General features: G+C 44.8%; 21 protein-coding genes. 16 read left to right on the forward strand and 5 right to left on the reverse strand.

Translation table 11 applies throughout. From position 1 onward, the window contains the following. Positions 1-15: 15 nt before the first annotated feature. The 7 genes from BUB43_RS06310 (at position 16) to BUB43_RS06340 (ending at position 5329) form a co-directional block, all read left to right on the forward strand. Complete coding sequence (locus tag BUB43_RS06310; RefSeq protein WP_073179372.1) at positions 16-915, forward strand: cell division protein FtsX; 900 nt, start codon at positions 16-18, stop codon at positions 913-915. 5 nt (positions 916-920) lie between these two features. Then, complete coding sequence (locus BUB43_RS06315; protein ID WP_073179373.1) at positions 921-1214, forward strand: DUF3098 domain-containing protein; 294 nt, start codon at positions 921-923, stop codon at positions 1212-1214. Between the two features lie 6 nt (positions 1215-1220). Then, positions 1221-2036 (forward strand): undecaprenyl-diphosphate phosphatase, encoded by an 816-nt coding sequence (locus BUB43_RS06320; RefSeq protein ID WP_073179375.1) that lies wholly within the window; start codon positions 1221-1223, stop codon positions 2034-2036. 204 nt (positions 2037-2240) lie between these two features. Then, positions 2241-2498, forward strand: a complete 258-nt coding sequence (locus BUB43_RS06325) for a DUF6364 family protein (protein ID WP_073179377.1) — start codon at positions 2241-2243, stop codon at positions 2496-2498. Continuing rightward, positions 2495-2893, forward strand: a complete 399-nt coding sequence (locus BUB43_RS06330) for a PIN domain-containing protein (protein ID WP_083541181.1) — start codon at positions 2495-2497, stop codon at positions 2891-2893. The genes BUB43_RS06325 and BUB43_RS06330 overlap by 4 nt, the downstream gene beginning before the upstream one ends. 22 nt (positions 2894-2915) lie before the next feature. Then, positions 2916-3626 (forward strand): tRNA pseudouridine(55) synthase TruB, encoded by a 711-nt coding sequence (gene truB, locus BUB43_RS06335; RefSeq protein ID WP_073179378.1) that lies wholly within the window; start codon positions 2916-2918, stop codon positions 3624-3626. A 26-nt stretch (positions 3627-3652) separates the two neighbouring features. Then, positions 3653-5329: a formate--tetrahydrofolate ligase gene (locus BUB43_RS06340; RefSeq protein ID WP_073179380.1), complete on the forward strand. Its 1677-nt coding sequence runs from the start codon at positions 3653-3655 to the stop codon at positions 5327-5329. 1 nt (position 5330) lies between these two features. On the opposite strand, the gene BUB43_RS06345 is transcribed toward BUB43_RS06340, so the two are convergent. Beyond that, entirely contained in the window at positions 5331-6947 is a 1617-nt protein-coding gene (locus BUB43_RS06345) for a ComEA family DNA-binding protein (protein ID WP_073179382.1), read from the reverse strand. Positions 6948-7167: 220 nt separating this feature from the next. Between BUB43_RS06345 and rpsA the strand changes: the two genes are divergently transcribed. After that, positions 7168-8973 carry a 30S ribosomal protein S1 gene (gene rpsA, locus BUB43_RS06350; RefSeq protein ID WP_073179384.1) on the forward strand — a complete coding sequence of 602 codons (1806 nt, stop codon included), beginning with the start codon at positions 7168-7170 and terminating at the stop codon, positions 8971-8973. Between the two features lie 95 nt (positions 8974-9068). On the opposite strand, the gene rplS is transcribed toward rpsA, so the two are convergent. The 3 genes from rplS to BUB43_RS06365 form a co-directional block, all read right to left on the reverse strand. Beyond that, the gene (rplS, locus tag BUB43_RS06355) at positions 9069-9422 is read right to left on the reverse strand and encodes a 50S ribosomal protein L19 (RefSeq protein WP_073179386.1); all 354 of its coding nucleotides are present in this window, start codon (positions 9420-9422) and stop codon (positions 9069-9071) included. 154 nt (positions 9423-9576) lie between these two features. Further along, a complete protein-coding gene (locus BUB43_RS06360) occupies positions 9577-10083 on the reverse strand; it encodes a helix-turn-helix domain-containing protein (RefSeq protein WP_073179552.1) in 507 nt (168 codons plus the stop codon). Between the two features lie 111 nt (positions 10084-10194). Then, the gene (locus BUB43_RS06365; protein ID WP_073179388.1) at positions 10195-11238 is read right to left on the reverse strand and encodes a TerC/Alx family metal homeostasis membrane protein; all 1044 of its coding nucleotides are present in this window, start codon (positions 11236-11238) and stop codon (positions 10195-10197) included. Positions 11239-11651: 413 nt separating this feature from the next. Between BUB43_RS06365 and BUB43_RS06370 the strand changes: the two genes are divergently transcribed. Continuing rightward, positions 11652-12695 carry a M14 family zinc carboxypeptidase gene (locus tag BUB43_RS06370; protein WP_083541183.1) on the forward strand — a complete coding sequence of 348 codons (1044 nt, stop codon included), beginning with the start codon at positions 11652-11654 and terminating at the stop codon, positions 12693-12695. A gap of 34 nt (positions 12696-12729) precedes the next feature. On the opposite strand, the gene BUB43_RS06375 is transcribed toward BUB43_RS06370, so the two are convergent. Beyond that, a complete protein-coding gene (locus tag BUB43_RS06375; protein ID WP_073179391.1) occupies positions 12730-14502 on the reverse strand; it encodes an aminopeptidase P family protein in 1773 nt (590 codons plus the stop codon). Positions 14503-14682: 180 nt separating this feature from the next. On the opposite strand from BUB43_RS06375, the gene BUB43_RS06380 reads away from it, so the two are divergent. The 7 genes from BUB43_RS06380 (at position 14683) to BUB43_RS06410 (ending at position 20404) form a co-directional block, all read left to right on the forward strand. After that, entirely contained in the window at positions 14683-15270 is a 588-nt protein-coding gene (locus BUB43_RS06380; RefSeq protein ID WP_073179393.1) for a ParA family protein, read from the forward strand. Between the two features lie 50 nt (positions 15271-15320). Beyond that, the gene (locus BUB43_RS06385) at positions 15321-15542 is read left to right on the forward strand and encodes a hypothetical protein (RefSeq protein WP_073179394.1); all 222 of its coding nucleotides are present in this window, start codon (positions 15321-15323) and stop codon (positions 15540-15542) included. A gap of 40 nt (positions 15543-15582) precedes the next feature. After that, a complete protein-coding gene (locus tag BUB43_RS06390; RefSeq protein ID WP_073179396.1) occupies positions 15583-16713 on the forward strand; it encodes an oxygenase MpaB family protein in 1131 nt (376 codons plus the stop codon). 90 nt (positions 16714-16803) lie between these two features. Beyond that, complete coding sequence (locus BUB43_RS06395; protein ID WP_073179398.1) at positions 16804-17313, forward strand: pyridoxamine 5'-phosphate oxidase family protein; 510 nt, start codon at positions 16804-16806, stop codon at positions 17311-17313. An 11-nt stretch (positions 17314-17324) separates the two neighbouring features. Next, a complete protein-coding gene (locus tag BUB43_RS06400; protein WP_073179400.1) occupies positions 17325-18314 on the forward strand; it encodes an SDR family NAD(P)-dependent oxidoreductase in 990 nt (329 codons plus the stop codon). A gap of 72 nt (positions 18315-18386) precedes the next feature. Then, on the forward strand, positions 18387-19646 hold the full coding sequence (locus BUB43_RS06405; protein WP_073179401.1) for a putative DNA modification/repair radical SAM protein: 1260 nt from the start codon (positions 18387-18389) through the stop codon (positions 19644-19646). After that, positions 19646-20404: a TIGR03915 family putative DNA repair protein gene (locus BUB43_RS06410; protein ID WP_073179403.1), complete on the forward strand. Its 759-nt coding sequence runs from the start codon at positions 19646-19648 to the stop codon at positions 20402-20404. Before BUB43_RS06405 ends, BUB43_RS06410 begins: the two co-directional genes overlap by 1 nt. Positions 20405-20422: the final 18 nt, after the last annotated feature.

Raw genomic sequence — 20422 nt, forward strand, 5'->3', positions numbered from 1 at the left:
CCAAAAATTTTTTGAATGGCTAAAACAGTGGACGACTTAAATAGGAATAGGCTGCGTTCCAGCAACATTACGGTCGTGATTTCCATTTCGCTCGTTCTCTTCCTGCTCGGTTTGATGGGTATGATTCTCATCAATGCGCAGAAATATTCGGACTACATCAAGGAGCAATTGGTGGTGAATGCGTTTTTCAACGAGAATTATGACGCGAAAGACTCGGCGAAAATTGCGAAGCAAGAGCAGGAAGCCTTCCGGCAAATCCAAATTTTGTTGCCGGTAAAAAAGGCGACCTACATCAGTCGGGAAAAGGCTGCCCAAGAGGCGAAAGCCAGTATGGGAATTGATAGCGATGCGCTTTTCGACAAGAATATTTACCCATCTTCCGTGGAAGTTTCGCTTCGCCCAGAATATGTGGACCCGGCGAAAATCGATAGTGCGATAGCGCAGATTGCAGCGGTGCCAGGCATTGTGGATGTGAAGAACAACAGCACAATGATGGTGGAAATTTACAACAATCTCAGCCGAATTCTCAAGTGGATCCTCGGCTTCTCACTGCTGTTCCTGATTTTAGCTATCGTTCTGATTAACAATTCGATACGCCTGAAAATCTTCGCCAAGCGCTTCATCATCAAAACAATGCAGCTGGTAGGTGCAAAGCGTGGCTTCATCCTGCGGCCATTCATTACCGAAGCCGTTGTTTTGGGGTTGATTGGTTCCATCATCGCGATTTTATCCCTAGTTGGCGTTTGGTATTATTTTACGCAACAGATTGGGCAGCAGTTCGTTACGGAAGATCCTAAATACATTTGGCTAGGTTTGGGAATTTTAGCCTTGGGCATTATCATCACCGTTCTCAGCACGGTGGTTGCAACTTGGCGCTTCCTTCGTTCCAATGTGGATGACCTTTATTACAGTTGATTTCGATGGCAAAGCAAAGGAAAATTCAGCCGCAGCAAAAAATTCTTACTGACGAAAAATCGGAAGCTTTCTACTTCGGCAAAGAAAATTTCAGGTGGATGCTCATCGGCCTTGCGCTGATAATTCTCGGCTTCCTGCTGATGATGGGAAGCGGCGCCAATACAAGGCCGGATGGAACTTTTGACCCAAATTACTGGAACGACGGTATCTTTTCAATAGTCAGAATTCGCATCGCACCATTGCTCGTAGTTCTCGGTTTCGCCGTGGAGGCCTACGCCATTCTAAAGCGCAAAAAATAATTTTAAATGGACTTACTAAAAGCCCTCATCATCGCCATTGTGGAAGGCCTCACGGAATATTTGCCCGTATCTTCCACGGCACATATGATTTTCACCAGCTCTATTTTCGGCATCCAGGAAGATGAGTTTGTCAAAATGTTTCAGGTATCCATACAGTTCGGCGCCATACTCGCTGTCGTAGCGCTTTACTGGAAAAAATTCTTCAACTTCAGCAACCTCAATTTCTACCTGAAATTAGCCGTAGCAGTACTTCCAGCGCTGCTTCTTGGCTATCTTTTTGATGATTATATCGATGCAATTCTCGGCAAGCCCATCCCAATCGCCGTGATGCTAGTCATCGGTGGTATTTTCCTGCTCTTCATCGACAGGCTTTTTACCAACCAAACTATCGACGACGAAAAAGACATATCCTTCAAAAGCGCCGTGCTCATCGGCTTCTGGCAATGTATGGCAATGATGCCAGGCACCAGCCGAAGCGCCGCCTCCATCATTGGTGGTATGCAGCAGAAGCTCACCCGCAAGGCCGCTGCAGAATTCTCATTCTTCCTCGCCGTACCCACAATGCTCGCCGTCACGGTTTACTCCGTATTCCTCAAAAAATGGGATTACCAGGGCATAGAGCAGAAAGGCTACGAAATGCTGATGCAGGGCGAAAACCTCAAGCTATTCCTCATCGGCAACGCCGTAGCATTCATCGTCGCCGTCATCGCCATCCGTTTCTTCATCGGCGTTCTCACGCGTTTCGGTTTCAAGCCGTGGGGCTGGTACCGCATCGTAGTAGGCCTCGTGCTCATCATCTACTTCTCCTTCTTCCAGGCGTAGTTTTCAGGTGGAATTTTTACGGCGCGTGCCGATTGCCAGCGCTAATCGCGCTGCCATCGGCACCGGGCTATCCGCTCATACTCCTCGCTTCGCCGCTCCGCTTCGCTCCGCGGCTACGCTGCGGGGTATCCGCTACTATCCCTCGCGCAAAATCGCGCCGCCATTTTAATTCCTGAAAATCCTTAACTTTGAAAAAATAAAACGATGCACAGCGAAGAACTCACACTCACGATGGATGCCGCCGTCATTCGCAGAGCCAGGAAATACGCCTCCGCCCATAATACAGACCTTTCCAAGCTCGTAGAAAACTACCTTACCAATTTGGATTCGGAAGATGTTTCGGAAATTCCATTATCTCCGCAAGTCCAGAAAATACTTTCAGGGAAATCGATTCCTGGCAATCTTTCAGACGAAGAATTAAAAGAAATGTACTACGATTACCAGGAAAAAAAACACGGATGATTTCGAAAATCTTCTTCGATACCAACGCCATAATGGATTTTCTCGGTGAGAGAAAAGGCGCTTTGGAAATAGGCAAAATTATTAGCATTTCCGAAAATAGAGCTTGGAAAATCTTCATATCTCCCGTCAGCATTGCCACTACATTTTACCTTCTTACAAAAACCTTGGGCAAAGAAACTGCTCTGCAAAAAATTAAATTATTCAAGCAGTTTTCGTGCGTTTCAGAAATAAATGATGAGGTTGTTAACAAGGCTATAAACTCGGATTTTTCCGATTTTGAAGACGCGCTTCAGTATTCAGCGCCTTGGCTTCAGGTTGCGATGTCATCATTACAAAAAATGAAAAGGATTTCCGCAAAGCAGAAATTCCGGTTCTCAACGCTACTGATTTTTTAGCAGATTTGGATAACTTCTTGCAATGACCGCCCAGCAACTTCTCGACGGGCATATCTTCCTGATTGACAAGCCTTTGGATTGGACGAGTTTTCAAGCTGTCAACAAGCTCAAATATCTCCTTCGCCAGAAATTCGACCTGCCGAAAAAATTCAAAATCGGGCATGCTGGCACGCTCGATCCGAAGGCTACAGGCCTGCTCATCATCTGCACCGGGAAATTCACCAAGAAAATCCCGGAAATTCAGGACGCACCCAAAGAATACATCGCCGAAATAAAACTCGGCGCGCAAACCGAATCCTTCGACACGGAAAAACCGGAAATCCTCCACACCGATATTTCCCATCTTTCCCACGAAAAAATCACCGAAGCCATCCAAACTTTCATCGGCGAAATCGAGCAGGCACCGCCCATATTTTCCGCCATAAAAATAGATGGTGAAAGAGCCTACAACATTGCGCGTTCTGGCGAAACCGTGGAAATGAAAAAGCGCAAAACCACCATCCATTACATCGAAAATATCGAAATCGAAATGCCGATCGTACGCTTTACGGTGGGCTGCTCAAAAGGCACTTACATTCGAAGTCTTGCGCACGATATTGGTCAGAAATTGCAAGTCGGCGCATATTTAACCAAGCTTCGCCGCACGAAAATCGGCGATTTTAATGTGGAAAATGCGATGAAAATCGAAGATTTATCATCTAATATCGGAGAAATTCACGCCGGATTTTCGTAAATTTACCTAAAGAAAAATTGACAGATATGAGTTTCCCTACGGATTTAGAAATTGCGCAAAGTGCTGACATTCAGCATATTAAAGAAATTGCCGCAAAAATAAATATCGATAATGACGACCTTGAATACTACGGCAAGCACAAAGCGAAAATCCCGCTGAAATATATCGACGAAGCGAAAATCCGGAATTCCAAGCTGATACTGGTTTCCGCCATCAATCCTACGCCTGCAGGCGAGGGCAAAACCACCGTATCTGTGGGGCTTTGCGACGGATTGAACAAAATCGGGAAAAAGGCAATCGCCGTTTTGCGCGAGCCAAGCCTTGGCCCAGTTTTCGGCATCAAAGGCGGTGCAGCAGGTGGTGGCTATGCACAGGTTATTCCGATGGTGGATATCAACCTGCATTTTACGGGCGATTTTGCGGCTATTGAGAAGGCGAACAACCTGCTTTCTGCGCTGATTGACAATAACTTACAGAACAAAGAACATTCGCTGAACATCGATCCGAGAACCATTGTATGGAAAAGGGTGATGGATATGAATGACCGTTCCCTGCGCAAAATTGTGGTGGGACTTGGCGGACTTTCCGATGGCATCGTGCGCGAAGAAGGTTTCAACATAACGCCGGCCAGCGAAGTGATGGCGATCCTCTGCCTTTCCAAAGATTTTGAAGACCTAAAAACGCGGCTCGGCAATATTTTCATCGGGTACACTTTCGATAAAAAACCTGTTTTTGCAAGAGATTTGAAAGCGCAGGGTGCAATGGCAATCCTGCTGAAAGACGCCATTAAACCGAACCTGGTGCAGACTCTGGAAAGCAATCCAGCGATTCTTCACGGCGGGCCATTTGCCAACATTGCTCAGGGAACGAACACGATTATCGCGACAAAAACCGGGCTCTCCCTTGCAGATTTTGTGGTAACGGAAGCTGGTTTCGGTGCAGATTTGGGCGCGGAAAAATTCCTGCACATCAAGTGCCATTATGCCGGGCTGAAACCCGATGCTTTCGTGATTGTTGCCACAGTTCGTGCGCTGCGCTATCACGGCGGCGCGAAAAAAGGCGAATACGAAAAACCGAATTTGCAGGCCGTGGAAAAAGGCTTTGAAAATCTTGACAAACATATCGAAAATGCGCTGAAGCTGGGGCTGAAACCAATCATCGCCATCAACCATTTTGCGACGGATGCTCAGGATGAGATTGATTTTATCCAAAAAAAATGCGATGAATTGGGCGTGAAGGCGATTCTTGCCGATGAATTTACGAAAGGTGGAGAAGGAATGCGTGAGCTGGCGGCTGCTGTGGCGGAATCTGCGGAAAGTGGCGAAAATAATTTCCAGCCGCTGTACGATGTGAATGATACAATTGAAACGAAAATCGGCATCATTGCCCGGGAAATCTACGGTGCTGATGGCGTGAATTTTTCTCAGAAGGCGAAATCTCAACTGAAAACCATCAACAATTTAGGCTTCGACAAATTGCCGATTTGTATGGCGAAAACTCAGAAATCACTGTCGGACGATGAGAAGAAAATCGGCAGGCCAATCGGCTTTAAAATCACAGTCCGTGAGTTTGAATTTGCTGCCGGTGCAGGTTTCATCATCCCGATTCTTGGCGATATGATGCGGATGCCAGGGCTTCCAAGCGTGCCGGCTTCCGAAGGGATGGACATCGATAAAGACGGCAACATCACGGGATTGAGCTGATTTATTTGGTGTAAAGCCGCATCCTTGCTTCGTATTCTGGCTTCAGCTGCAGGAATTTCCAAATTTTCTTTTCGTCCGGGTGGCTTAGCCGGTAGAAAATTATTTTATCCGCCGAATTTTTGAAGTACGGATGCGTTTTCAGCCAATCTTCCGGCGCATCCACAAGGCTGTATTTTTGAACGCTTGTAGTATTGAGTTGAGTGGAATTTACCAATTTTGTCGCCAACTCTTTGTCGATTTCATAAGTATCCACAACTTGCTGAGTGTTCACAAAACCGCCAAGTTTTTTGCGGAAACTTAAAAGCATTGCCGCATCTTTCTCGGAAAAGCCAAACTCACGCAATTGTTTGAAGGTTATTTGGTTCAAATCCACTTTTGCGAAATCCGTAGGGCCAGGGCTTTCCGGTGCTGCAGGTTTCGGAGCGCTTTTCGGCGCTGCAGGTTTTGGTGCAAATTGCGCAGAATGCTGCTGTGTATTTCGTGGTGCTGTGCCTGAAAAATTCTCAGGATTCAGCCTGATGAACGGCTTGAGCTCCCAATATTTGTCCTCATTTATCACGAAGCAATTCCTGATGTCTTCCAAACTTCGGAAGCTCCCGCGCAAATTTCTGTCACGGTAATTCACGATAACCTGGGCCTGTTTCTCGCTGAAACCCAGCGCTTTCCATCCGTCAAAATCCAGAAGATTCGGGTCAAACGGCGCAAGCTCCACCTTCGGTTTCTCCCTTCTTGGAAAGCGCGAATAATCTTCCGGCGTTTTCTCTGGCAAAATCAAATACGGCGCAAGTTTAGCATAATTTTCATCGGAAATAATGAAGCATTCCCTAAATTTTTCCTTGCTCACGAAACTTCCGCCCAAGTAATTTTTGTACTTCAAAATTGCGGCAGACTGTTTTTCCGAAAAACCCATTTTTTCCCAATCTTGCTGTGAAAAATCATCAGGGTTAAACTTGCCCGGAATTTTCAGCTCTCGTTTTTCCCGCCCTGCAAATCGAGAATAGCTGGCAGGCGTTTTTTCTGGCAATATGAGATACGGCGCAAGTTTGGTGTAATTTTCCTGCGAAATAATGAAGCACTCCTTAAACTTTTCCTTGCTCACGAAACTTCCGCCCAAGTAATTTTTGTACTTCAAGATCGCGGCAGACTGCCTTTCGGAAAAACCGAGTTTTTCCCAGTCTTTCTGCGAATAATGATCCGGATTAAACCTGCCCGGAATTTTAATTTCTCGTTTTTGATAACCGACAAAACCGCTTTCAGGCAGCAGGATGTAAGGCTCAAGCTGCACATACATCTCAGCTGAAATGGCGTAGCATTTTTTAAACTGCTGCTTCGATTTGAAACTGCCGCCAACAACATTCTTATAGTTCAGAATCGTCTTGGCCTGGCCCTTGCTGAAGCCAAGTTTCTGCCAATCCTCCGCCGATAAATCATTCGGGTCAAATTCCGCGAGAAATTCCGGGTTAAGCTGCTCCGAAAGGAATTCCACCTCAATTTCCTTCGGTGGATTTTTCTTTTTGTAATACGAAAATCCCAGCTGAAACCCAAGCACCAGCAAAGCCAAAATTACCAGCGCAAAACTCTGCCTCCGGTACATCGTGCGAGCCAGTTTGGATTTCATAACTATTTAGTTTTCAGGCGAAGATAAAAATTTAACTTCAATGTACAAGTCAAAGTAAATACCTATTATCACTCATCGCTCATTCACAAATTATCTCTATCTTTGCAAAACTTTTTGCGAAGGGTCTGGGAAAGTGTAAGTTATTCACTATTAACAACTTCCTGAGTTTTCGGTTCGCCAAGGCAGACCGCCGAAAAGGAGGGAATACAAAATTTATTTTATGTCTGAATTACAAGACGAGGTTCTGATGAACCAAAATGTTTCACCTGAGGAGTTTGACTGGGATTCCTTCGAAAGCGGCCTGGATGCCGATGCAAGAAAGGAAAAGACGGACCTTCAGGAAATCTACAACGACTCCCTGAACGATTTGGAGGACAATGATGTGCTTGTTGGCAAAGTGGTGAGAATCACGGACAAAGAAGCGATTGTGGACATCAACTTCAAATCTGAAGGAGTGATTTCCCTAAACGAATTCCGCTACAACAATGACCTAAAAGTAGGCGACGAAGTGGAAGTGATGGTGGACAGAAGGGAGGACAAAAACGGGCAGCTGCAGCTCTCGCACAAGAAAGCGAGAACGCTGAGGGCCTGGGATAAAGTAAACGAGCTGAACGAAACCGGTGAGGTGGTGAACGGCTTCGTAAAATCCCGTACGAAGGGCGGTATGATTGTGGATATCTTCGGAATCGAAGCCTTCCTGCCTGGTTCTCAAATCGATGTGAAGCCTATTAAAGATTACGACCAGTATGTGGGCAAGACGATGGAATTCAAGGTGGTGAAAATCAACCCGGAATTCAAGAATGTGGTAGTGTCTCACAAAGCGCTCATCGAAGCGGATATCGAAGATCAGAAGAGAGAAATCATCGCTCAGCTGGAGAAAGGTCAGGTTTTGGAAGGCACGGTGAAAAACATCACTTCTTACGGTGTGTTCATCGACCTTGGCGGTGTGGATGGTTTGATTCACATCACGGATTTGTCTTGGAGCAGAGTGAACCACCCTTCCGAAATTCTGGAGGACGGCCAAACTGTGAAGGTGGTAATCCTAGATTTCGACGACGAGAAAACGCGCATCCAGCTGGGTATGAAGCAGCTTGAACCGCACCCTTGGGAAAAACTTTCCGAAGAGCTGAAGGAAGGCGATAAGGTGAAAGGCAAAGTGGTAGTGGTAGCAGATTACGGCGCTTTCGTAGAGGTAGCACCTGGTGTGGAAGGCCTTATCCATGTATCGGAAATGTCCTGGTCAACGCATTTGAGAAGTGCAGGAGATTTCGTGAAGGTGGGCGATGAAGTGGAAGCCGTGGTGCTTTCTATCGACAGAGAGGAGCGCAAGATTTCCCTTGGTATGAAGCAGCTGAGCAGCGATCCTTGGGAAAACATCGAGCAGAAATATCCTGTGGGAAGCAAGCATACAGGTACGGTGCGGAACTTCACGAACTTCGGTGTATTTGTGGAGCTTGAGGAAGGCATCGATGGTTTGATTTACATCTCGGACCTTTCATGGACGAAGAAAATCAAGCATCCATCCGAATTCTGCAATGTGGGCGATAAACTGGATGTAGTAGTTCTTGAGCTTGACACAGCAGCAAGAAGATTGTCGCTCGGTCATAAACAGCTTCAGGAAAACCCTTGGGATAAATTCGAGCAGAAATATGCCGAAGGCACGGTGCATACCGGAAAAGCGAGCGATGTGTTCGACAAAGGTGCACAGGTGCAGTTTGAGGATGCTGAGGTTGAAGCATTCTGCCCGGCAAGATTGCTGGAGAAAGAGGACGGCACGAAGATTAAGAAAGGTGAGGAGGCTGAGTTTAAAGTAATTGAATTCAACAAAGACTTTAAGCGTGTGGTGGTCTCTCACACAGGAACATTCCGTGAGGATGACCGCAGAGGAAACTCCGGAGGCGGCAGTAAAAACCAAAGCCAATCGAATAACGCTGCGGCCGTGGTATCTACCGGCGACGAAAGAGCGACGCTTGGAGACATAGATGCTCTGGCAGAACTAAAAAGAAGAATGGAAGAGGGGCAGTAAACCTTTCCCAAAAACATAAAACCGCTTCGAAAGAGGCGGTTTTTTTTGCAAAAAAACCACGCCGAAGCGTGGAATGTGGATTTATTAAGTGATGTTTACTTCTTAAACGGAGCGTCTTTAATTCTCGCTTTCTTACCGCGGAGATTACGGAAGTAAAAGATTCTCGCTCTGCGAACTTTACCTCTTCTATCTACCTCAATTTTCTGTAGCGCCGGCATATTGATAGGGAATACCCTTTCCACGCCCACTTCACCGCTCATTTTCCGGATGGTAAAAGTCTTCGTAAGACCTGTTCCGCGAAGCTGAATCACAGTCCCCTTAAAGAACTGCGTTCTCGTTTTCTGCCCTTCCTTAATTTCGTAGTACACCGTGATAGTATCGCCGGCTTTGAATTCAGGAAACTCTTTCTTTGTGATGTACTTGTCCTGTACATACCTCACTAAATCCATGATTTTGAATAAAATAAATTTAACGCTAAGCAACTTACACGGCTCTCGTCAGAGGTTGATTAACAGGCGGCAAAATTAAAACATTTACTCATAACAACCAAATTTTATTGAATACTTTTCAGCATCCGCTTAAAGCTTACAGCCTTGCTTTCTGCTAAAATCGCTGAGGCTCAAAACTTTTGAACTCCCCATTTGAATAAAACCAGACAATCTTAATAATATCCGCGTCTCCGCCGGGGTGGTGAGGTGTACTTTCCGCAGAGACGCTTGATAGCATATGTGCATTAGCCCGACCCGCTTCCGGAGTTCGTTTGTATGAAGCTGTCTCGGTGAGGGGACTCGTTGTGGGGGCATCCCCAGTAGATTCCTTCCCGAAGTTATCATCTTCAATTAGAGAAAACAAGTCGGGCAGGGAAGCAGGTTTTTGAGACTTATCTTCTTCAGATTTCTTCAGCATATCGCCCTCGCCATTGATAAGCCAATCCCATTCTATTTCAGGGAACCTCGTCTTTATTTTGGTAATAAATTCTAGCGAGGGTTTATTTCTGCCAGAGGTAATATGGGAGATAGAAGAACGCTGCACATCCACCGCTTCAGCAAATTCCGTAGCAGAGAGCTCAGAATATTGCATTATTTTTTCAATCCTTTGGTTGATATTCATTTTTTTGTTTACAAAAGTAACCAAAGTAATTTATATCTGCATTTACAAATGTAAATAATTGGATTTTACAAAAGTAAATTTAGAAAAACCAGATTGGCGCCGTCCTTTACTTTAAGCTTTTTTCTCTGGTATTACCAACGATGCAATGATGCTCGCTGCCAGTATCCCTACGATTATGAAGAGCGAATGAGCGGTTGTAAAGCCAAAATCTTTTAGATAGTCGTGGAGAAGCATTTTCGCACCGATGAAGACAAGAAGAGCTGCAAGACCCACCTGAAGGTAGCGGAATTTGTTAATAACTCCTGCCAGAAGAAAGAACATTGACCGGAGGCCTATGATGGCGAATATGTTCGAGAAAAATACGATGTAAGGATCCTTCGTCACTGAAAAGATTGCCGGAATACTGTCTACAGCGAATAGAAGATCGGTAGATTCTATCACCAGAAGCACCAGGAACAGGGGGGTTATTTTGAGTACGCCATTAATCCTGACAAAAAATCTGTCCCCGACATATCCATCGTGCATTCGGAGATGCTTGTAGGCAAACCTAACGACAGGATTTTTTTTAATGTCAACATTTTCTTCCCTGTTCCTGTTAAAGAACATCTTAATACCCGTAAGAACCAGAAAGATGCCGAAGACATACATTATCCAGCTGAATTTCTCGATGAGTGCTGCACCAGCGAAAATGAAAGCCAAACGCATTACGATCGCCCCAAGAATGCCCCACACCAACACCTTGTGATAATTCTCCCTGGCAACTCCAAAAGAGCTGAAAAGCATCACCATAACAAAAATATTATCCACTGAGAGCGCATACTCCACTATATAACCGGTAAGGAATTCCAAGCTGAGATTACGATTGTAAATTTCTAATGATTTCTCAAGATCTGAAGGATCAATTTTAATCGGGTGTCGGTATTTTGTCACAACTTCCTGCAGGTGGGATATACTGTGAATATCGTGTATCTCATTCCCGTAAAACCGCAGCAGAGCAGCAAAACCAAGCGAGAGAAGTATAACAAATGCACTCATTATACCCGCCTGAATAAGAGAAACGGTACCGTCCTTATTGCCCATAAGTTTCAGGTCAATAAATAGGATTACGCCAATTAGCAGCAGAAATCCTATCATAAAAATTAATTCGTGTGACATTTTAAAAATTTAAAGCCCAAATATAAAGTAAATACACAAAATAATTAAGATTTACAAAAGTGATAAAAGGAAAGATAGGCAAAACTATTAAGATTCTGAGTGCTTAAAAATTTTATTGCCATTCAACGAAAAATCTTAGTTTATACACTTAAAGTAATCCTAAACCAAAGGTTTATTAAAACTATGTAAACTATTGATTATCATTTAATTATAATTTTATTTTTAAATGAATACAATCAACAAAACTTTCCACCGACAAAAAGTCACACCTATATGTTTAATGCGTTTACAAATGTAAAATATTGTGAATGATTTTTATTTAAATTAAATTTGAAATTGTAAACTCCCCTGCGGTGAAAGACTTTATTTACTTCTGTAATGATAATTTTAGAGAGCGTTTTGTTCTCCCCGAGATGCTTTCTATTTATTTAGAGAAAAATTTTAAAGACAAAATTTTCCGGCTCGGAAATTCATTTCTGGGCAAACCTATCTATATGCTGAGGTTGGGAAAGGGCAGAATTAAGATTTTGGCCTGGTCACAGATGCACGGAAATGAAAGCAATGCAACGCTGGCTATGCTTGATTTTCTGGAGTCTTATAACAAAAACCCGGCACACTTTAGCAGATTATTTGACAAAATTTCGCTGGATTTTATTTTTATGCTAAATCCTGATGGCTCCGCAAAGTGGACACGCCACAATGGGCAGGGCATCGACCTGAACCGCGATTTTCATTCGAGAGAAAGCGTAGAGCTGCCATTGCTGCTGAAGTCGGTAGAAGATAAAAAGTACACTTATGCCCTCAATCTTCACGAGCAACGCAGCATCTTTTCCACCGACGGCGTACATCCTGCAACGCTTTCCTTTTTGGCACCTTCGGAAAATTTGGAAAGAGAGATCACCGATACCAGGAGAAAATGTATGGCAGTGATCGCTGAAGTTTACAGAAATATGGAAAATCTTTTGCCAAACGGCATCGGGAGGTACACAGATGAGTACTATCCCAACTCTGTGGGGGATAACTTCACTGCCATGGGAATCCCGACTGTTCTTTTCGAGGGAGGGCATTTCCCGAACGATTATTTAAGGAAAAACTCAAGAAAATTCTACACTATTGCCCTCTACGAATGCCTTACGGCAATTGCTAAACTGAACGGCTCCGAGGAAGGCTGGGAGGATTATTTCAAAATCCCGGAAAATAAAGAGTCTCATTTTGATATTATTTACCGAAATGTGACGCTCGATACAGATTTTCCCTGCAAAATGGATATTGCAGTGCAATACCGCGAAATCATCCGCGAGGGGGAAAGCGAAATTTCCTTCGTACCGATCGTGGTGCGCGCAGGCGACTGCAGCGATAAAAAAGGCTGGCAGGAAATAGACTGTACGGGGAAAAAATTTATCTCAGAATCAAAATTTCCCAAACTGGATGCTGAGGTAAATTTTAAAATAGAATAAAAAGGCAGCCCGTTTTGGACTGCCATTCAATTTTTTATAAAGGCTTTATCAGCTCGACAAACCATTCTTTCACCTCACCGGAAAGCAGCGGCAAGAGTTTTTCCCCGCACCAGCGATGATAATCGTTCAGCCAGCTCAGTTCCTCCTCGGCAAGCAATTCTTTTACAATGATATCCTTAAAAAATGGGCAGATGGTAAGCGTTTCAAATTCATAAAAATCACCGCTCTCAGAATTTTGCCATTCTCTCACGGCGATCAGGTTCTCGTGCCTTATCCCGTATTTCCCCTCAGCATAGAACCCGGGCTCGTTGGAGCATACCATTCCGGGCAGCAGCTCCTGAGGATTCAAATCCTTACGAATGTTCTGCGGTCCTTCATGCACATTCAGGAAGCTGCCGATGCCGTGGCCGGTGCCGTGGGCGTAGTCTTTTGCATCCATCCAGAGCGGCAGCCTGGCAATGGCATCCAGGTGTGTGCCGCGCGTTCCTTTCGGAAATTTCACCATTGAGAGGCGGATCATCCCCTTCAGCACCAGCGTGGAATCCCGTTTAAATTCCTCTGAAACCTCGCCCAGAGCCATCGTCCGCGTGATATCAGTGGTGCCCTCGAGATATTGCCCACCCGAATCGATCAGAATGCTACCCTCGGCCTCCACTTCTGCGCTGCCATTTTCAGGGGCAGAGTAGTGTACAATCGCGCCATTACCCTGGTATCCTATAATGCTCGAAAAACTTTCGCCAACGAAATTTTCTCCCTCAGCGCGCATCTCCCGTAGTTTCTCGCCAATGCTGTGCTCAGTCATCGCCTCCCTGCCGGCATTGTGCGTCAGCCAGTAAAGGAATTTCACCATTGCTACGCCATCCCGTACCATCACTTTTCGGAAACCCTCGAGTTCCGTTTCGTTTTTTATGGCTTTGAGCAGATTGCCCGGTGCAGGTGCTTCTATAATTTCGTTTTTATTTTTAATGCTTTCAAAAATTGACTGATTGGAATTTGGAGAAATCAAAATCCTTTCCCCCTCTAGTCGTTCTATTTCATTGAAAAAATCCTGATAATCAGATATTTGCACAGAAGATTCTGAAAGATGCCTGCTTACATCCTCGGAGATTTTTTCCAAATCCACAAACAATTTTGCAGAATTTTCCGTGAGCAGGATGTAGCCGAGGAATACCGGGTTCGCCTCCACATCGCTGCCGCGGAGGTTCAGCGTCCAGGCTACATCATCCAGGCTGCCGATGATGTGCGCCGTGGCGTCCTGCTCTGCCATCTTCTTCCGTATAGCCGAGATTTTTGCTGACACGCTTTGCCCCGCTCTATCCTCCGGATGAATGAAAACTGGTTTTATTACTTCGCCCGGATTCCTCCCTGTCCAGATATCTTTCAGGAGGGGCAGGTTTTTCAGGCCAATATTTTTATTGTTAAATTTATCCTCTAAAGCTTTCCAGCTGGCGTGCGAAGTCGCAAGCGCGTTCACGGCTACCGTGCCGCCAGCAGGAATTTCGGAGAGGATCCAGTCCCGGTAGTCGGGAGTGCCGATCACGCCGTCTTTCATCAGTTCTATGCCGCTACCGGCCAGCTCCGTTTTTGCCTGTACAAAGTAGCGCCCGTCCGTCCAGAGTGCGGCTTTGTCCCTGGTAAAAACCGCAAAGCCTGCAGAGCCGGTAAATCCCGTTATCCATTTTCTTTCCTGCCATTCGGTTGGTAGGTATTCGCTTAGGTGCGGATCTGCTGAGTATATTATGAAAGCATCTACGCCACTTTCTGCCATTTTATCCCGCAGTAAGGATATTTTTTCCTGTATTTCCATTTTCAATTAAAAACTTAAAAATACAAAATTCTTTGTCCATGACATAATATATAAAATCATATTTTTATTTTTGCATAATTAATTAATTAAAGTTTTATATAAAAATATAATTAATTAAGCTTTTAATGTATTGAGTATCAGTATAATATATGTGTTATTTAAATAAATTAATATTTATATATGGCAAAAATAATTCTTATTACACACCAAAAGGGGGGAGTCGGGAAGTCCACCCTGACTTTTAATCTCGCGGCCAACCTTCGCGAAAATGCCAAAACCTGCATAGTGGATATGGACCTGCAAGGTTCTTTGATGAATGTAAAAGGATTGTCCGAAGTAGAAATTTTTGGTGCTGATGATTTAAAAAAAGTTCTTACAGATGGTTATGATTTTGTTTTTATTGACACTCCGCCCTATCTCACGGACCAGCTGCCGGAGCTTTGCAATCTATCCGATGTCATCATAGTTCCTACCAAAGCGGGGGTGCTGGATCTGCTGGCGATAAAGTCCACGATAGATATTATCAAAGATTCTGGGAATAAAGAAAAAGCAGTTATCGTTTTTAATATGGTTAAACCAAACACTACGCTAACGAAAGAAATTGCCGACCAGCTAGCAGAGTATGAAGTAAAGGTGTCTAAAAACATGCTTTCTGATCTGGTTGCTTTTTCCAGATCTGTATTGGTGAATGGGGTGGAAACTCACAATAAAGCCCAAAAACAGATTGATAATCTTACGAAGGAAATACTTACTCTTTCAATTAAATAAATGTATAATAATATAAATATATAATTTTATTTTTATTAAAATGTATAATTATGGCAAAGGAAGATTTTTCGGCCTTAATCGGGAAGGCTAAGGAGGCGCAGACGAAATCGCCGGCGCAGAAGGTAGTACCACTGAAGGAGAAAAAGGAGGAAATACTCTTTTCCCTCCACATCCCGGCGGAAAATATGAAAAAACTGAAAATAATGGCAGCCGAGCAGGGCAGGACACTGAAAGACCTCATCAACTCTGCCATAGAGGAGGCATATTTTTAGGCAGCCTTTTTGTTTGCAGATGTTTTAAAATTTTTTTGAGATGATTAAATATGGCCATAATAATCTCTTCTGGCAGCGAGGCAACGGGAAAGAATTTATCCATTGGGCAGGGGTGGAGGTTCCAGAGACGGACTTCAGCACGGCGATTTTCTATAAAGTAGATGAGGAGATGGACGCATTGGTAGAGGGGTGGATGAAGAACGGGGAACTGAAATTCATTATGAAATCCCTGCACAGCGGCGAAGAAAAAAATCTTCCGCAGGATTATAAAGATTTCCTTGATGAAAATCGCGCCGTGCCTGGCTGGGTAGATTGGGAACTGATGGAAGCTGGCTGCAGTCTCTCGGAACGAAGCGGGCTTTCAGGATTGCTTGTTTTGAGGAATTTTGCTCTGCTTGGCGGTTACAATTTTGGGAACCTCACCAAGCCCCTCGTTGCAACCGGGGCGCTGGAGAAGGGTGCCGTGCACAGGCTTTATAACACGCTGGGCTTTTGGGTAGATGTCTCCCGCAACGGCGCAGAATCTCAGGAGAGGCGTCTGCGCGCCTGCATCCGGACGCGGATCGTGCACAGCGTATCCCGCCTCAGCATACTGAAAAAATACCCCGACTGGGACGGGGAAAAATTTGGCACGCCCATCAATTTTGCAGATATGATTGCCACCAATATCGCCTTCACGGTGTATTACCTCTTTGGCCTCAGCAGGATCCATTTCCAGTTTTCGGAGCAGGAGGAAGAGGGTACTTTTCACCTTTGGAAATATGTGACCTGGCTGCTTGGCGTGCCCCAGAATCTCATTCCCGAAAATAGGGCAGAAGCTCTCGCATTTTTCCGGTTTTGGACTCAATACCAAGCCTCTCCGGATGCTGATGCCCTGAAGCTTACCGAAGCATTGCTGCATGAAAACACGCCCATCAGCCTGCTGAAGCTGGACATCGTAAAGCGCAATATGGGCTACATCCATAGAAGCGTAGCCAATTATCTCATTGATGAAAATATCCGCCAAAACTTGAAAGTCCCTCCCGTGAGGTTTAAAAATGTAATTCCAAACGCGCTGAAAATCAGGAATGTAGTGCCTATAGACCGCGCAACCCAGATCGCAATCGGCGCCAGAGAGCAGCAGAGTGTGCTGGAAGATTATAAGGCACACACGGCGAAAATTTGGAAATAAACAATTTTTCAGGTTGATTAATTTTAACTAGATTCTGTGAGTTTTTCTCTCGGCTTCGTTTTTGCATTCATTTAAAACAAATCTCTTATTATGTCCACACAAAACTTACTTCACACCGATGCCATTAAAAAACTTAAAGAACTTTCCGAAAAAGCGCGCTTCTGTATGTTCGCCACCGATCTTGAGAAACTGCCGATTAATGCCCGGCCGATGACTTTGCAGGAGTGTGATGAGGAGGGAAATCTTTGGTTCATCAGCAGCCGGGAAAGCAATAAAAATTTCGACATTGCAGATGACAATAGGGTGCAGCTCTTCTTTATGAATAGCAGCCACCAGGAATACCTTTCCGTATTTGGTAATGCATTCATTTACAATGATAAGGCCACGATTGAAGACCAATGGAGCCCGATGGCTTCTGCCTGGTTTGAGGACGGGAAGGATGACGAGAATGTGACCATCATCCGTGTGCAACCCACAGAAACCTACTATTGGGATACTAAGGCAGGCAGGCTAGTATCGCTAATTTCTTACGCTGCCGCTGCAATTTCCGGCGGGAGGACCGATAATTCCGATGGAGTGGAAGGGCAGCTGACGATTTAATTTTTATCGAAATGAAAAATATCAACAAAAGCAATAGAGAACTTGCCGGAAAAACCGTGGTCATTACCGGCGGTTCAAGCGGCGTAGGCCGTGCTGCGGCAGAGGCTTTTGCTTTGGAAGGTTGCAACATCGTGATTGCGGCAAGAGGTGAGGAGGGCATTGCAGAAACCGTGAAACTTTGCCACGATTTAGATGTGACGGCCATCGGAATAAAGACCGATGTTTCTGATTTTGAACAGGTTAGAAGGCTGGCGGAAGAAGCGAAATCGCTAAACGGAAGAATTGACATCTGGGTGAATAATGCAGGCGTAATGGCAAGCGGGAAATTTGAGGAAATCCCCATGGAAGTGCATCACCAGACGGTGGGCACCAATCTGCTAGGCTACATCCACGGCACTTATGTGGCACTGCCGATTTTCAAAGCGCAGGGCGAAGGCATCCTCATCAACAATGTCTCCATCGGCGGCTATATGCCGGCACCATACAGCGCGGTATATTCCGCTACGAAAGGCGGCATCAAGATGATGATGAGCGGGCTTCAGGGCGAAGTTTCCAACGAGCCGAACATCCACATATGCAATATATACCCGCAGATTCAACGCAGTACCGGCAATATGCATTCCGCGAAATATTCCGGGCTGGAGTTTAAAATTCCGCCGTTTGCTGCGGACCCAAGAGATACGGCGAAAGCGATGGTAAGCCTGGCGAAAAATCCGCGAAAGGATTTATTCCCGGATTTTATGTCGAAATTCATCAAGAACACTTACCAAAGCTTCCCAAGTCTTGTGATGAACGGTGCTTCCGCTGTGATGAGGCTGGGAATGCAGGTGAAAAACGCGCCTGATGACGGTGGAAATATCCTGAAACCGAGTGAGGAACCGCACAGGATTTATGGCGAAACCATGCTGCCCGTTCCATCTAAAAAGACTAAGAAAATCGCTTTGGCGGGATTGATTTTGGCGGCGGGTATTTGCGCATTTCGGAGGAAGAATAAGGATTGAATCAATTTAGATTGATAGAATTTAGGGCAAATACTCTGATAGTCTTTGCTCTTTAGTTTATTATTTTTGACGATGAATTTCGACCGGATTAATGAAAAGCTGAGCATCCTGGCTGATGCGGCGAAGTACGATGTCTCCTGCTCTTCGAGTGGAGGTAACCGGAAGAATACAAGCGGCGGGCTTGGAAATTCCGCAAGAAGCGGCATTTGCCACAGCTATACGGAAGACGGCAGGTGCGTTTCGCTGCTGAAAATCCTGCTGACGAACCATTGCATTTACGATTGCATCTACTGCGTTTCCCGAAAATCGAACGATGTGAAGCGCGCCGCCTTTACGGTGGAAGAGGTGGTGGAGCTTACGATGAATTTTTACCGGAGAAATTACATCGAAGGGCTTTTCCTGAGCTCAGGGATTTTCAAAAGCCCGGATTATACGATGGAAAGGCTGGTGAGAATAGCGCGCGAACTTCGCACGAAGCACAAGTTCAACGGCTACATCCACCTGAAAACCATTCCCGGTGCATCGGACGAATTGCTGCAGGAAGCCGGGCTTTACGCCGATAGGCTGAGCATTAATCTGGAGATTCCCACAGTTTCCGGGCTGAAGCTTTTGGCACCGGACAAGAGCCACGAGCAAATGAAACGGCCGATGGAATTCGTGAAAAACGGCATCGTGCAGTACAAGGCTGAAAGGAAAATCATTAAATCTACGCCGAAATTTGCGCCGGCTGGTCAAAGTTCGCAATTCATCATCGGTGCTGCCGGTGAGAACGACATCCAAATCATCCGCAGTGCAGATTTTTTCTACAAGAATTTCAATCTGAAAAGGGTGTATTATTCGGGATATGTGCCTGTGACCGAAGATGCACGGCTGCCAGCAATTTCCACACCTGTTCCGATGATTCGCGAAAACAGACTCTATCAGGCTGATTGGCTGATGCGGTTTTACGGCTTTGATGCCACGGAAATTCTTGACCCGAGAAGCCCGTTTCTCGATTTGGAAATCGACCCAAAATTAGCCTGGGCATTGAGAAACCCGGATAAATTTCCAGTGAATTTGCAAACGGCACCGTACGAAATGATTTTGCGGATTCCTGGCATCGGTAGGACTTCTGCTATGAAAATTGTGAAAGCGAGAAGGTTTCAAACTTTAACCATAGACCATCTGAAAAAAATGGGTGCCGCTGTAAACCGCGCCAAGTATTTCATTGATTTTCAGAGTGGTAATGCGTTTTTGAAACATCTGGATACGATGAATTTACGGCAAATTATTCTCAGCGGTTCAAGTTCGAAATATAAGGCAAATTTCTCTCAGCAACTTTCGCTGTTCTGATGACAAGGCTGGTTTACGACGGTAGTTTTGAAGGCTTGCTCACGGCAATTTTCGAAGTTCACGAATATAAATTTCGTGATGCGGAAATTGTGGCGGAAGCCTTTCCCGATGAGAATCTTTTCGCGGAAAAGCATCAGGTTTTTACCGATGAAGCAAAAGCGAAGCGCATTGAAAAATTTGTGGAAAAATATTCAGGAAGTGAAGGCGTGCGAAATTTGCTGCGCGTTTTTCTTTCCGAAAGTGAAGATAGGGAGCGTTTAATCTTCTTTTCCTTAAATTATTTAATTCAGGAAAAAGTGAATATTTTTGACAATTATGCAAATAAAAAAATTGCGGAAATTTCTAAAATTGTAAAATCTGTAGGCAGGGAAACTCACCGGATGAAGGCTTTTGTGAGATTTATAAAGCTGGCTGATGATAGTTACTTTGCGCATATTGAGCCAGATTTTAATGTGCTGCCTTTAATTATCAATCATTTCAAAAATCGCTATACCGATCAGAGATGGATGATTTATGATTTGAGAAGAAACTACGGTATTTATTACGATTTAAATAATGTAGAATTTTTCTCGCCAACTTCAGAAATGCGTGAAAGACTTCTAAAACCGTCGGAATTTCTGCACGATGAAGAGCTGCAGTTTGAGAATTTGTGGCGGAATTATTTCCGTAGCACGAACATTCGGGAGCGCAAAAATCCAAAGCTGCATTTGCAGCACTTGCCGAAACGCTACTGGAAATACTTGACGGAGAAGCAATGATTTGCCATCGGAAGAGTT

The organism is Cruoricaptor ignavus, from assembly GCF_900141665.1.
GTDB classification, from domain to species: domain Bacteria; phylum Bacteroidota; class Bacteroidia; order Flavobacteriales; family Weeksellaceae; genus Cruoricaptor; species Cruoricaptor ignavus.